The organism is Pseudomonas sp. KH_046_2 (assembly GCF_057838985.1).
The window spans coordinates 5,594,290-5,608,762 of the sequence record NZ_CM174480.1 but is presented as its reverse complement, the minus strand read 5'-3'; the positions used below and the strand labels follow the sequence as shown (position 1 = coordinate 5,608,762).

Genomic DNA, 14,473 nt, shown 5'->3' with positions numbered 1-14,473 from the left:
CGCTGTCATGTCGTCTCCCGCCTGACGGCTCCTGTCTATGGATGACCCTGGGGCGGCGGCGAAAGTTTCGATGGGGCTACGGACGGTACATTTTCTACAGAGCACCACCGAGCAACTGTGGGAGCAGGCTCGCTCCCACAGGGTTTATTAGTGACTTGTTACAACGTGGGCAGAGCCCTCAGCCGGTTCGGCATACACCGGGCCAATGCGATCAAGACGTCCGCTCCATGCGGTCAATGCCAGCGCCACCAACACCACCAGACCACCGATCCACGCGGTGTGAATCAACCCCATGTGGGCGACGATCAAGCCACCGCCCCAGGCGCCACCGGCAATGTCGAGGTTGAACGCCGCGATGTTCAGGCCGGACGCCACGTCCACCGCCTGCGGGGTGTGATGCTCAGCCTGACGCACCACATACACCTGCAACCCCGGCACGTTACCGAACGCCACCGCACCCCAGAACAGCACGGTGGCCAGCGCCAGCCACGGATTGCCGGCGGTGAAAGTCAGCACGAACAACACGGCGGCGAGCAGGGCAAAGATGATTTTCAGGGCGCTGATCGGGCCGCGCTTGTCTGCCAGTTTGCCGCCCCAGATGTTGCCGACGGCCACGGAGATGCCGTAGACCAGCAACACCAGGCTGACGGTGCCGGCGCTGAAGCCGGAGAGGTCCTGAAGAATCGGTGCGAGGAAAGTAAAGGCAATGAACGAGCCGCCGTAGCCGACGGCCGTCATGGCATACACCAGCAACAGGCGCGGTTGCTTGAGCACCTGCAATTGCTGCAACAGCGATGCGGGTTTGCTGTGGGCGATATTTTTCGGCACGTAGATCAGGCTGCCGATGAAGGCGATCACGCCCAGGGCCGAAACGGCGAGGAAGGTTTCACGCCAGCCGAAATGCTGGCCGATGAATGTCCCCAGCGGCACGCCGGTGACCAGCGCCACGGTCAGGCCGGTGAACATGATGGCAATCGCGCTGGCGGCTTTTTCCTTCGGCACTAGACTGGTGGCGATGGTCGAACCGATCGAGAAAAATACCCCGTGGGCCAGGCCGGTGACGATCCGTGCGAGGATCAACGACTCGTAGCTCGGTGCTTGCCACGCCAGCAGATTGCCGAGGGTGAACAGCACCATCAACGACAATAGCAGCAACTTGCGCGGAACCTTGCCGGTGAGGGCGGTCAGCACCGGGGCGCCGACGGCAACGCCAAGGGCATACAGGCTGACCAACAGCCCGGCGGATGGCAGACTGACGCCGAGGTCGGTGCCAATGGTGGGTAACAGGCCAACGATGACGAATTCGGTCGTCCCGATGGCAAAGGCGCTGAGGGTCAGCGCGAGCAGGGCAATGGGCATGGCTGCAACTCCGGTGCAATGATGTGATGGAGCGCAGTGTCGGGATTTGGCTCGGTCAGAAAAATACAGGGATGGACATTTGATATTTGCCTTGGGCGCAAAGATCGCGAGCGCGGGTGTTAGTCTGTGGCGAGGGAGCTATATCCGAACTTGCCCGGTATTTCTCGATCAGTTCCATACAGACACAGCCAAAGGAGCGGGTGCTTTGATCAGGCTCAAGACCGCGATACTGCTGGGAGCGTTGCTGTTTGTGGGCAGCGAGCAACTGGAAGCCGCCGCGATACCGGGGCTGCCGGTCACCGCGACCGCCGCGACGCCGCCGGCCCACCCCGAACCGCTGGTGCAAGGCGGATTGTTGGGGGCCATCAGTTCGAGCATCGACGAGGTCCAGACCAAACTCGATCTCAACGAAAACCTGGTCGACGCCTGGCGCCTGCGTGCCGACCTCGCGGTCGATGAAGTGGATCAGTTGGTCAATCAGCCTTCGGCCCGTTCACCCTGGAGCGTCGCCAGCGATTTCCTGCTGCTGAGCTGCGTGTGGGCGGCTGTTTTTGCCGGGCTTTGGCTGCTTGGGCGGCTGGCCGCCAGGCGCCTGTGCGAGCACCGTCTGCTGCTCAGTCGTGAACGGGGCCAGGCGTTGCTCGGTTACGTGCTGCCCTACACCCTTGCGGCGGTTGTCAGTCTGCCGTTGACGATTTATGCCAGCCAGTTTTTGCCGATATCGGCCGGTCGGGCGCTGGCGCTGTGTCTGGCTTATGCCGCCAGCGCGGGGATATTTGCCGCGTCATTGGTGCTGTCGCTGGTGGTGGTGTTCAATGTCGGGCACAAGCGGCGGGCGGTGCAGATCATCCGCGAGACGAGTCCCAGGCCGTTGTTCGGCATCGGCTTTCTGGTGGCACTGAGCGATGCCCTGACCAGTCCGCAGATCGCCCATCAATTGGGCAACAATCTCACCAGCAGCATCGCCGTGTTCACCGGGTTGGCAGCATCGATTTCCTTCGGCTTGCTGGTAATCCGCATGCGTCGCCCGGTGGCCCATGTGATCCGCATCCTGCCGCTGGCCCAGCGCCTCAGTCAGCCGGCGTTGCGTGAAACCCTGCGGATATTTTCCGGGCTCTGGTATTGGCCGATCCTGTTGATGGTACTGGTTTCGATCATCAACCTGATCGGCGCCGGGGCGGACAACCAGAGAGTGCTGCGCAGCGCCTTGTTCACTACGGTATTGCTGATTGCCACGGTGTTTCTCAGCACTACGTTGCACCATCTGTTCAAGGCGCGCAGCGAAGCGGACCTGCGCCGCAACGGCGCCTACAAGGAGCGTTTTCTCAACTTGTCCCATGCCTTGCTGCGCATCGGCATGGCCATCGTGTTCATCGATATCCTCGGGCGGATCTGGGGCGTGTCGCTGTTCGAATTCGCAGTGACCAATGCCGTGGGCCGGGCGATCAGTGATTCCCTGGGCCACATCGGTCTGATCCTGCTGGTGACCTGGATGGTCTGGGTGGTGCTCGACACGGCGATTCAGGAAGCCCTGAAACCACCGACCAACAAGCGCTCGGCGCGCCAGCCGAGTACGCGGGTGAAAACCATCCTGCCGCTGCTACGCAATGCGATCAAAATCATCCTGGTGGTGATTTGCGCGATTACCACCATGGCCAACCTGGGGATCAACGTCGCACCGTTCCTGGCCGGTGCCGGGGTCATCGGCCTGGCGATCGGTTTCGGCTCCCAGCAACTGGTGCAGGATGTGATTACCGGGCTGTTCATCATCATCGAAGACACATTGTCCATCGGTGACTGGGTGGTGCTCGATTCCGGTCACGCAGGTACCGTCGAAGGCCTGACCATTCGCACCTTGCGCCTGCGCGACGGCAAGGGCTTCGTGCACTCGGTGCCGTTCGGGCAGATCAAGGCGGTGACCAACCAATCGCGGCAATTCGCCTATGCGTTTTTCTCGGTGCAGTTCACTTACGACACCGATGTCGACAAGGCAATCGAACTGATCCGCGAGGCGGGGCACTCCATCAGTAGCGACCCGTTCCTGCGCTACAACCTGCAAGGGCCGCTGGATGTGTTCGGCGTCGACAAGATGGACCTCAACGGTGTGGTGCTGACCGCGCAATTCCGTACGGTGTCCGGTGGCCAATATGCGGTGAGCCGGGCCTTCAACCAGCGTTTGAAAAAGCTTGTGGATAACTGCCCGTGGGTGAACTTCGCGCAGACTTATCCACAGCAGGCGCTGGTGCCGAGGCATCTGGTCGAACCTCCAGCCGAGGCAGGGCATGAGCCGGATCACTCGGCGGTGCTGATGCCGGATCGGCCGCGGTCTCAATAGTTTTTTTGGCCGTGCTGGCCTCATCGCGAGCAGGCTCGCGAAGGCGCCAGACCAGACAACCTCAATGCCGGATCAGTTTGTTGCGCACCTCGGCACCACCGTGCTGATCCAGCTCCCCCCAGAACTGCGGCTTGCCAGCAATCTCGGCAGCAACCGGCAACCCGTCCCGATACACCAGCCGATTGCTCGCCAGCGCCGGGACTTTCGCGCCGGGCAATAGCGTGCCGGCGAGGTTCAGCGGATCGACCCCGCACACCGCGACCAGGCTGCCGTCATGGGGGCGACGCCGCACCTCCCGCAACAAGGGGATCGCCTCGGGCAGGGCGAATTGCTCGCCCGCCAGACCACTGACAAACCGCCCGCCGCGAATCTCGCCACGTGCCTCCAGGCGATGGAAAGTACGCAGCAGTTCGCGCCAGCTCGGCAACCAGTCCGCCTCACGCTCCAGCAAGCGCCAGAACACCACGCCGTAGCGGCGCAGCAAGGTCATGGCGATGTGTTCGAGGGTTTCGGCAGGCGTCCGCTGGTTTTGCACCGCTGGCGCGGCAGGCACGCGTCGTAACAGGGCCCAGCGCCCGGCGTCGTCCATGCCACCAATGAATGCCCCACGTCCACGCCGACTGTTGCGCGGCTGGCGCTTGCTGGCCGGGGTGATCAGTGCGCGCAATCCGGCGAAGCTGTCGGCATTCACCAGCCCTGCGCCCACCAGTTCCTGCAGGGCGATTTCCAGCTCCGAACGCAGCAGGTGGGCCTCATGGATCAGTTCATCGAAAAACAGCGCGCCATGCTGACTGAGAGCGGCGTGGACCTTTTGCGTTTTCGGCGACAGTTCGCTGACCGGCGTCTGCTCGGTCAAGCCACTCCAGAGGCCGACCCGGTTGCGCGGCAGCAACACAATCGGCGTGCTGCGCAGCGCGGTGCTGGTGCTTTTGTTGTGCGCAGTCAGGCGCGTCCACACCAGTCTGCCGCTGCGGCACAACTCATCCAGCCAGGTCGCCGAGTAGTCCTTGATCCGCGCTGGCAGGATGTCGCTGTCCCAGGCTGAAGCGGCGGCGGGGTAGCCTTCGAATTGCGCGACGACGGCAGGCAGTACCGCCGCGCCCTGACCCTGGCTTGCGTTCGAAACATGCTGCCAGTCGAACAGGAATCGCATGAAATCCTGCAATGCCACCGGTTCGATTTCCCGGCTCAGGCGCTTGACCGTATAGCGGTGAATCCGCGCCAGCAAATGCCGCTCGCACCATTCTTCCCGGGCAGTGCCCGGAGTGAAGCGACCGCGCAGCACGTAGCCTTCGCGCTCCAGTTGCGCCAGGGCCTGGTTGACTTGTGCAGCGGGCAAGCCGAGTGGTTCGGCAATGCGATCGAGCGTCAGCGGCCCGAAGGCGCTGAGCCGTGCGCGGATCAGTTCGAGGACGGCGTCGTCGGGTTCCCAGGCCTCGTCGAAGTCCGGCAGCGCTTGCAGCGGTGGCGTCAATTCGGCCTGTGGATAAATCGCCCGCAGGCAGGTCAGGCGCTCCAGTGCCAGCCACAACGATTGCCCCGCGTTGATCTGCAAACGGCTCGCGCGTCCGCTGTCGGCCAGGGTCGTGAGCCAGTCGAGCCACTGCGGATTGGCGCCGGCTTCGGCATTGGTGATGGACGCCAGGCCCATCAAGGCCTCGTGCATTTCATCGACACCGGAGGGCGTCGGCCAGGCTTCGTCGCGCACGGAGGCAATCGCCTCGGCGTCCAGGGCACCGAGATCGTCGGTGGACTGCGGGTCGCTCCAGCGCCGATTGAGCACCGCTTGGGTGCGGCGTTCTTCCAGCGGTGCATCGTCGAGAAAGGTATAGGGCCGGGCGCTGAGAATCTCCGCCGCCAGCGGCGAGGGTGCCGGCAAGTCGCGGCTGATCAGGCGAATGTCGCCGCGTTCCATGCGTTGCAACAAGGCCAGCCAGCCTTCGGTGTCCATGGCGTCGTGCAGGCAATCGTCGAGGGTCTGTTCCACCAGCGGATGGTCGGGAATCTCCCGTTCGCCAGCGAGGTTTTCCACGCAGGCGATCTGATCGGGAAACACGCTGGCGATCAGGTCTTCGCTTTTCATCCGCTGGATCTGCGGCGGGACTTTGCGCCCGCCGCTGTAGCGCGGCAGCGCCAGGGCCACGCCGGCATTCCAGCGCCAGCGTACGCCGAACAGCGGCGCGTCGAGCACGGCCTGGATCAGGATGTGTTCGGCGCTGTTGCTGTGCAGGTAGCGCCAGACGTCGTCCAGTTCAAAACTGTGGCTGGTGGACAGCGACAGCACGATGGCGTCTTCGCTGGCGGCGGCCTGCAATTCGAAGTTGAAGGTGCGACAGAAACGCTTGCGCAGGGCCAGGCCCCAGGCGCGGTTGATGCGGCTGCCGAACGGCGTGTGAATGATCAGTTGTGTGCCACCGGACTCGTCGAAAAAACGCTCCATCAGCAGCGTGTCTTGGGAAGGCAGGGCACCCAGTGTTTGCCGCGCGCGGGCAAGGTAGTCCGCCAGTTGTTCGGCGCTGGCGAGGTTCAGGCCCAGGGTCTCGGTCAGCCAGTCGAGCGCTGGCTGCAAGTTGCCTGGCGCAGCCCCCAGCAGGTCGTCGAGTTGTGCCTGCAAGCGCGCCACCGCCGCGGACAATTCGGCGCTGCGCCCCGGTGCTTCACCGAGCCAGAACGGAATGGTCGGCGGCTGGCCCTGGGCATCCTCGACCCGGACCTTGCCGGTTTCCACCCGCAGGATCCGATAGGACGTGTTGCCCAACTGGAAGATATCCCCGGCAATGCTTTCCACCGCGAAGTCTTCGTTGATAGTGCCGATGTTCAGCCCTTGAGGCTCCAGCAGCACGCTGTAGTCGGCGTTGTCCGGAATGGTCCCGCCACTGGTCACCGCCGTCAGTTTCGCGCCCCGGCGACCGCGCAGGGTGCGGCTCACGGCATCGCGGTGCAGGTAGGCGCTACGGATGCCCAGACGCCCGTTGTAACCCTCTGCGAGCATCTGCAGCAGCGCCTGATAGTGTTTGTCGTCGAGTGCGGCGTAGGGCGAGGCATGGCGCAGCATATCCAGCAGCGCTTGCTCCGACCATTCCTGACAACTGACCTCGGCGATGATCTGCTGCGCCAGCACGTCCAGCGGCGCTTGCGGGATCAGCAAGGTATCGAGTTCGCCCCGGCGCACGCAGTCGAGCAGCGCGGCGCATTCGATCAGGTCGTCGCGGGTGGTGGCGAACAATCGGCCCTTGGGCGTGCCGCCGACCTGGTGCCCGGAACGGCCGACCCGCTGCAGAAACCCGGCAATCGAACGCGGCGAGGCGATCTGGCACACAAGGTCGACGTCGCCGATGTCGATCCCCAGTTCCAGCGACGCCGTGGCGATAAGCACTTGCAGGTCGCCGCGCTTGAGTCGTTGCTCGGCATCCAGGCGAAATTCCTTGGCCAGGCTGCCGTGGTGGGCCGCCACGGCATCCTTGCCCAGGCGCTCGCTCAGGTGCCGGCTCAGGCGTTCGGCCAGGCGCCGGGTGTTGACGAAAATCAGCGTGGTCCGGTGTTCCCGGGCGAGGGCGGCGAGGCGGTCGTACACCAGTTCCCAGACATCGTTGGCCATCACGGCCGATAGCGGCACGGGTGGCACTTCGATGTCCAGATCGCGGGGGCGGGCGTGGCCGATGTCGACGATCTCGCACGGGCGGTCGCGACCGACAAGGAAGCGCGAGACGGCTTCGATGGGCTTTTGCGTGGCCGACAGACCGATGCGCAGCAGTGGCTCCTGGCAGAGTGCTTGCAGGCGTTCAAGGCTCAGTGCCAAGTGGCTGCCGCGTTTGCTGGCGGCCATGGCGTGGATCTCATCGACGATCACCGTTCGTGCCGTGCCGAGCATCTGCCGGCCGGAATCGGAACCGAGCAGCACATACAGGGATTCCGGCGTGGTCACCAGAATGTGCGGCGCAGTCTTGCGCATTGCCGAACGGTCTTTTTGCGGTGTATCGCCGGTGCGCACGGCGGTGCTGATCTGTAATTGCGGCAGCCCCATCACGCGCAATTGCTCGGTAATGCCGGCCAGCGGGTTTTGCAGGTTGATCTGGATGTCGTTGGACAGCGCCTTGAGGGGCGAGACGTAGACCACCAGGGTGGCGTCGGGCAAGCCTTCGGGGCTTTCCAGGCCGCGGTGCACCAGGTCGTCGATGACGGCGAGAAAGGCGGTGAGGGTCTTGCCGGAGCCGGTGGGCGCGGCGACCAGGGTCGAGCGGCGTTGGCGGATCAACGGCCACGCCCGGGCCTGGGCGGCGGTGACCGCCGGGAACGTGTGGCTGAACCAGGCGCTGACGGCAGGGTGAAAGCCGCTCAGGGCACTGTCTGCGGGGAGGGGCAGGTTCATGCAGCAATTTATGCGGGTGGGGGGCGCAAGATGCAAGTCTCACTGGCTGGCCGGTAAACCTGTGGCGAGGGGGCCAGTGGCAGCACTGCAAAACTCAGGCATCTACACTTTACGGGTGACGGTTGCGCACTAAACCCGCAAAATGCAACGATTCCGGCAATTATCAACGACATCGCCTGGGGGCGGTGTCGATAAAGCCATCGTTTCAATCAGACTGGGCCTGCTGACTCTATGCGAATGCGCCTTATGTTACTGGGCGGCGGAAATGCCCTTGGGCAGGCGCTGATTCGCCTCGGTGCGGAGGAAGACATCGGTTTCCTCGCCCCCCGCCCGCCGCAAGACGGCTGGGATGCCGCGAGCCTGACACAATTGCTCGACGACACCCGTCCCGATGCATTGATCAACCTTGCCTACTACTTCGACTGGTTTCAGGCCGAGGCAGTGAGCGAATCGCGCCTGGCCGGCCAGGAGCGCGCGATCGAGCGTCTGGCGGAACTGTGCCAGCACCACAACATCGTTCTGCTGCAACCTTCCAGCTATCGCGTGTTCGACGGCTCCCGCGCCACGGCCTACAGCGAAAAAGACGAACCGGTGCCCCTGGGCCTGCGGGGTCAGGCCTTGTGGCGGATCGAGCAAAGCGTTCGCGCCACCTGCCCGCAACACGTGCTGCTGCGTTTCGGCTGGCTGCTGGACGACAGCCCGGATGGCACCCTTGGTCGCTTCCTCGCTCGTGCCGAACAACCCGAAGAACTGCTGATGGCCGACGACCGACGGGGCAATCCGACACCGGTCGACGATGCTGCCCGCGTGATCATTTCAGTACTCAAGCAACTCGATTGTGCCGCGCCGCTGTGGGGCACCTACCACTACGCCGGGCATGAGGCGACCACGCCGCTGGCGCTGGGGCAGGCGATTCTGACCGAAGCCCGCAGCCTGCATCCACTGGCCATCGAAGCCCCGACCGCCCAGGCCCACGCCGCGCGTCCGGATGCCGCCGAAGAGCCGCAACACGCGGTCTTGGCCTGCAAAAAAATTCTGCACACCTTCGGAATCAAACCGCGCGCCTGGCGTGCGGCGCTTCCCGGTCTACTGGACAGGTTCTATCGACATGGCTGACGGCCCCGTTTTGATCACCGGTGGTGCCGGTTTCATTGGTTCACACCTGACTGACGCGCTGCTTGCCAAGGGCCATGCGGTGCGGATTCTCGATGACCTGTCCACCGGCAAGCGCAGCAATCTGCCGCTGGACAATCCCAGGGTCGAACTGATCGTCGGCGACGTGGCCGATGCGGCTTTGGTCGCCCGGGCGATGGCCGGTTGCCGCGCCGTGGCGCACCTCGCCGCCGTGGCTTCGGTGCAGGCCTCGGTGGACGATCCGGTGCGCACGCACCAGAGCAACTTCATCGGCACGCTGAACGTCTGCGAAGCCATGCGCCAGGCCGGGGTCAAACGCGTGCTGTTTGCTTCGAGCGCGGCGGTGTATGGCAACAATGGCGAAGGTGAGTCGATCGACGAAGACACGCCAAAGGCGCCTCTGACGCCTTACGCGGTGGACAAGCTGGCCAGCGAGCATTACTTCGACTTCTACCGCCGCCAGCATGCGCTGGAACCGGTGGTTTTCCGCTTCTTCAACATCTTCGGCCCGCGCCAGGATCCATCCTCGCCGTACTCCGGGGTGATCAGCATATTCAGCGAGCGCGCAGTGAAGGGCTTGCCGATCACTGTGTTCGGCGATGGTGAGCAGACCCGGGATTTTGTCTACGTCGAAGATCTGGTCGACTTGCTGGTGCAGGCCATCGAGATGCCCCGGGTCGAAGTCGGAGCGGTCAACGTTGGCTGGAATCAGGCGACGACCCTCAAGCAGATGCTCGAAGCGCTCGAAGCCGTGGTCGGCAAGCTGCCACCGGTGAGTTACGGCCCGGCGCGCTCCGGTGACATTCGTCACTCCCGGGCGAACAACCAGCGCCTGTTGGAACGCTTCAGTACCACGGAGCAGACACCGATGCGTGTAGGGCTGGCGCGGTTGCTGGGGCGATAGATCGCTTCCATGCGGACATGAAAAAGGCGCCATTTTACAGGCGCCTTTTTCACGGCCGGAATTTACTTACAGCTTGTGCAATTCCTGTGGCGAGGGAGCTTGTCGGATCGCCGCATCGTCCCGTTCGACTGCGAAGCAGTCGCCGTCAGTATTTAGTCTGTTCGCCACCAAGCCTCATTCACCACCACGTGAACGTTCTTTAGAACTTGTAACCCAGACCCACCATGTAGATGAACGGGTCTACATCGACGTCCACACGTGCCCGGGTGCCGGGTGCAATCGAGTTGTTCTCGACAGTGGCGCGGGTATCGATGTCGATGTAGCGCACCTGAGCGTTGATCATGATGTTGTCGGTCAGCATGTAGTCGGCACCGACCTGCCACGCCAGGCCCCAGGAGTTTTCCGCCTTGAAGTTGCTGAAACCGGCGGACTGCGCCTGGCTGCCAACGTGTTCGTCGTAGATATAGGTGTAGTTGATGCCGCCGCCGACGTACGGCTGGAAGGCCGACTTCGGATCCAGCGGGTAATACACCAGGCTCAAGGTCGGCGGCAGGTGCTTGAGCGTGCCGAGTTTGCCGTTGGCGGCGCTCAGGGCGGTGCCTTTGAGTTTCACGTCATGCTCGAACGGTGTCGCCGCCAGCAGCTCGATACCCAAGTGGTTGGTGAGCATGTAGGCGAAGTTCAAGCCCAGTTGCGTGTCGCTGCTCATGGTCGCCTTGCCGCCCAGGTCGGCACCCGCCAGCGGGCCTTGATCGACCTTGACGCTGGAGCTGTCGGCTTCCGGGTTGACGGTGATTGCACCAGCGCGAAGGAGAATATCGCCGGCCTCGAAGGCGTGGGCGAGCGGGGCTGCGAGCGCGAGGGCAACCAGCGAAGCGCTGAGCATGGACTTGTTCATGGGGGGCTCCAGAGGGCGTTAAAAATTTTGATGTCCAATGGTAAGCCGGCTAACTATTCGGTCTTTTGATGCAGCTCAATGAAAGTGGGGGATGAGTGGTTCTTGTGTTGTTTTTGATGGCCCCATCGCGGGCAAGCCCGCTCCCACAGGATTGCGCAAAGCCTGTGGGAGCGGGCTTGCCCGCGATGGCTGTCGATCAGACGCTACATGACTGCCGGACTCACTCCGGCAATTCATACAGGTAGATCTTGTCCGCCTCCATCTGATACCCGGCATCCGCCAACTCGCTGGTGGACGCCTTGACCTGCAACGCGCCTTCGATCCAGTAAGGCTGATACAACTCGTCGAGCTTCACGCCGACTTCGCTCTTGACGTGCACGATCTGGTTCGACGGCGGAGGCGGCACATGGATGCAGGCGCCGAAATATGGCACCAGCAGGAACTCCGTGGTGCGTCCTTCCTCGCTCACTTCCAGCGGCACGATGTAACCCGGCAGGCGAATGTTCTGGCCGTCGAGGGTCTTGACCACCGGTGCGTTGGGCATGTCCTGTCTGGCTGCTGGCGCCGACTCTGCCGAGAGCGTGCTGCTCATCTGCGACAGATCGTGCAGCGGCGTCATGTTCGGCACTTCTTTCGGCGCGTCGGGCGGGATCATCTCCGACCAGGTCAGGTCTTTTGGTTGGGCCGCCCACAGGGGCAGGGCGACCAGCATCAACAGCGCAAGTACAGCGCGGGGCATTCTCAACGTCCTCATAAACGGATCGACAGGCCATCGGCCAGGGATTGGCGATAGGCGCGCCAGGCCGGCACGCTGCCCATCAGCAGCGCGGCGATCAGGATGCCACCGAGCAGCGTCCATTCATACTCGCTCGGCCAGGACAGCGGCAGGAACAGGCCGTAGTTGGCCTGCACATAACCCTGGGCCGCCGCGATGCACACATACAGCAACGCTACACCGGCGATCACGCCCGACAGCGCCAGGGCAAAGGCTTCGAGCACCAACAGCGTCGCGATGTGCCAGGGGCGTGCGCCCACCGAGCGCAGGATCGCCATTTCCCGGCGGCGCTCGTTGAGGCTGGTGAGAATCGCCGTGAGCATGCCGATCAACCCGGTCAGCACCACAAACAGCGAGACCACGAACAGGGCTTTTTCCGCGGTGCCCATCAGGCTCCACAGCTCTTGCAACGCCACGCCCGGCAAGATCGCCAGCATCGGCTCACCACGGAATTCGTTGATCTCACGTTGCAGGGCAAAGGTCGAAATCTTGTTGTTGAGACCGAGCATGAACGCGGTGATCGCTTGCGGCGTGAGGTCCATGTTGCGCGCCTGATCGGCCGTAATGCGTCCCTCGCCCCGGGCCGGTACGCCGTTATGCCAGTCGATGTGAATCGCTTCCATGCCGCCAAGGCTGATGTGCAGCGTGCGGTCTACCGGTGTGCCGGTGCGTTTGAGAATGCCGACCACGGTGAACGGCTTGTCGTCGTGCTTGACTAGACTGATCGCGGCCACGCCGTGGGCCAGCACCAGTTTGTCGCCGAGTTTGTAGTGCAGTGCCTCGGCCACTTCGGCACCGAGCACCACTTCGAACGGATCGGTTTCGAAGGCGCGGCCATCGCTCAGTTGCAGGTGCTGCTGGCGACCGTACTGGTAATGCTCGAAGTAGGCCTCGGTGGTGCCCATCACCCGATAACCACGATGGGAATCGCCGAGGGACATCGGGATCGCCCACTTCACTCTCGGGTTGCTGGCGAAGTGTTCGAAGCTGTCCCAGCGGATGTTGTTGGTGGCGTTGCCGATGCGGAACACCGAGTACAGCAACAGGTTCACCGAGCCGGAGCGGGCGCCGACGATCAGGTCGGTACCGCTGATGGTGCTGGCGAAACTGGCCTTGGCTTCGGTGCGCACGCGCTCCACCGCCAGCAACAGGCACACCGACAGGGCAATGGCGAACGCGGTGAGGATCGCGGTGAAGCGGCGGTTAGCCAGGCTGGCCATGGCTAGACGAAACAGATACATCTCAGACCTCGGACGGGGTGGCGGCGCGATTGAGTTCGGCCAGCGACAGGTTGTGGTCGAACAGCGGCGCCAGGCTCTGGTCATGACTGACGAACAACAGGCTCGAACCGGCTTCGCGGCACTCGGCGAACAGCAGTCGAATGAAGTTCTCGCGGGCGTCGTAATCGAGGGCCGAGGTCGGCTCGTCGGCGATCACCAGTTCCGGCTGACCGATCAACGCACGTGCGGCCGCGACCCGTTGCTGCTGGCCGATGGACAGCGAGTCGGCGCGGCGACCGAGGATGTTTGCATCCTTCAACCCCAGGTGGGCGAGCAGCGTGGCGGCCGCTTTGTCGACGCTGCCGTGGCGTTGTTTCGCCCGTTCGGCGCGCAGTCTGGAGAAGTGGCAGGGCAGTTCGACGTTTTCGCGCACCGACAGAAACGGCAGCAGGTTGAACTGCTGAAAGATGTAGCCGGTGTGATCGACGCGAAAGTGGTCGCGGGCGCCTGCCGAGAGTTGCGTCAGTTCCTGGCCGAGCAGGCGGATGCTGCCACGATCAGGTTTTTGCACGCCGCCGAGCAGGCCGAGCAGGGTGGTCTTGCCGCTGCCGCTGGGACCTTTGAGGAACAGGGTTTCCCCGCGCTCCAGGCGAAACGCCGGGATGTCCAGCAATGGCGGGTGACCGGGCCAACTGAAGCCCAGGTCGGACAGTTCGATGAGTGCTTGGGTCATGTGAAACCGGTCTGGTTGGTGGTGAGCCCTTGTAGGAGCGAGCTTGCTCGCGATAGCGGTCTTACAGTCACATTGATGTTGAATGTGCTGGCCTCATCGCGAGCAGGCTCGCTCCTACAGGGGGGCTTCGGTGAGTTCAGAATTTCAGGGTGGCAGCCTTGGCCGTCACATCAACCCCTTGCTGCCCGCTCGGGCCGATCAGTTGTACCTGAATTTTTTGGGTGGCCGGGAAACTGGTGAAAATATTCGCCAGGTCCAGCGACTTCAGTGCCGCCGGCGTGGCACAAGTGAACTGATAGTGAGCGTGGATTTCGCTGTGATCATGATGATGTTCGTGGCCGTCTTCGTCCTTGGCGTCTTCATCGTGATCATCGTCGGCATCGGGCTTGTCGCCGAACAGCGGGCTTTCCAGTTCCTGGTTCTCCACCACGCAACCGGCGGCTTTCGGCAGGTTGAACAGGGTCAGCGGTTTTTCCAGTTGAGCACGTGCGGCAGCGACTTTAGCCTTGTCCGCATCGCTGGTGGCGACGTGCTCGAAACCCACCAGGTTCATGGCCGGGCTTTCCAGTTCCAGTTCCAGTGTCTTGCCGTCCAGCGCCGCATTGAGGCGTCCCACGCCATGTTCGTGGGCATCCAGGCTGCCATGCTCATGATCGTGTTCGTCGGCGGCATGGGCGACAGCCAGCGGCAACATGGCAAACGGCAGGGCGAGAAGCAGACGACGCATGACGAGTCTCCGAAAAGTA

The 14,473-nt window shown here is 63.1% G+C and carries 10 protein-coding genes; 3 read left to right on the top strand and 7 right to left on the bottom strand.

The features are described 5' to 3' along the window. Positions 1-147 precede the first annotated feature (147 nt). Entirely contained in the window at positions 148-1,359 is a 1,212-nt protein-coding gene (locus tag AC3IX1_RS25515; RefSeq protein ID WP_489386261.1) for an MFS transporter, read from the bottom strand. A gap of 205 nt (positions 1,360-1,564) precedes the next feature. On the opposite strand from AC3IX1_RS25515, the gene AC3IX1_RS25510 reads away from it, so the two are divergent. Continuing rightward, the gene (locus tag AC3IX1_RS25510) at positions 1,565-3,694 is read left to right on the top strand and encodes a mechanosensitive ion channel family protein (RefSeq protein ID WP_489386260.1); all 2,130 of its coding nucleotides are present in this window, start codon (positions 1,565-1,567) and stop codon (positions 3,692-3,694) included. Between the two features lie 61 nt (positions 3,695-3,755). On the opposite strand, the gene AC3IX1_RS25505 is transcribed toward AC3IX1_RS25510, so the two are convergent. Then, positions 3,756-8,063: a DNA glycosylase AlkZ-like family protein gene (locus tag AC3IX1_RS25505; RefSeq protein WP_489386259.1), complete on the bottom strand. Its 4,308-nt coding sequence runs from the start codon at positions 8,061-8,063 to the stop codon at positions 3,756-3,758. Between the two features lie 231 nt (positions 8,064-8,294). Between AC3IX1_RS25505 and AC3IX1_RS25500 the strand changes: the two genes are divergently transcribed. Continuing rightward, positions 8,295-9,179: a sugar nucleotide-binding protein gene (locus tag AC3IX1_RS25500; protein WP_489386258.1), complete on the top strand. Its 885-nt coding sequence runs from the start codon at positions 8,295-8,297 to the stop codon at positions 9,177-9,179. Then, a complete protein-coding gene (locus tag AC3IX1_RS25495) occupies positions 9,172-10,101 on the top strand; it encodes an NAD-dependent epimerase/dehydratase family protein (RefSeq protein WP_489386257.1) in 930 nt (309 codons plus the stop codon). The genes AC3IX1_RS25500 and AC3IX1_RS25495 overlap by 8 nt, the downstream gene beginning before the upstream one ends. Positions 10,102-10,300: 199 nt before the next feature. Here AC3IX1_RS25495 and AC3IX1_RS25490 read toward each other — a convergent pair whose 3' ends face one another. The 5 genes from AC3IX1_RS25490 to AC3IX1_RS25470 all read right to left on the bottom strand — a co-directional run bounded on the left by AC3IX1_RS25490 (position 10,301) and on the right by AC3IX1_RS25470 (position 14,454). Then, positions 10,301-10,999: an OmpW/AlkL family protein gene (locus AC3IX1_RS25490; protein WP_008053850.1), complete on the bottom strand. Its 699-nt coding sequence runs from the start codon at positions 10,997-10,999 to the stop codon at positions 10,301-10,303. A gap of 220 nt (positions 11,000-11,219) precedes the next feature. Next, the gene (locus tag AC3IX1_RS25485; RefSeq protein WP_150755399.1) at positions 11,220-11,738 is read right to left on the bottom strand and encodes a DUF3299 domain-containing protein; all 519 of its coding nucleotides are present in this window, start codon (positions 11,736-11,738) and stop codon (positions 11,220-11,222) included. Positions 11,739-11,749: 11 nt separating this feature from the next. Next, the gene (locus AC3IX1_RS25480) at positions 11,750-13,015 is read right to left on the bottom strand and encodes an ABC transporter permease (protein WP_489386256.1); all 1,266 of its coding nucleotides are present in this window, start codon (positions 13,013-13,015) and stop codon (positions 11,750-11,752) included. Position 13,016: 1 nt separating this feature from the next. Then, positions 13,017-13,727 (bottom strand): ABC transporter ATP-binding protein, encoded by a 711-nt coding sequence (locus tag AC3IX1_RS25475; RefSeq protein ID WP_489386255.1) that lies wholly within the window; start codon positions 13,725-13,727, stop codon positions 13,017-13,019. A gap of 136 nt (positions 13,728-13,863) precedes the next feature. Then, entirely contained in the window at positions 13,864-14,454 is a 591-nt protein-coding gene (locus AC3IX1_RS25470; protein ID WP_489386254.1) for a DUF2796 domain-containing protein, read from the bottom strand. Positions 14,455-14,473: the final 19 nt, after the last annotated feature.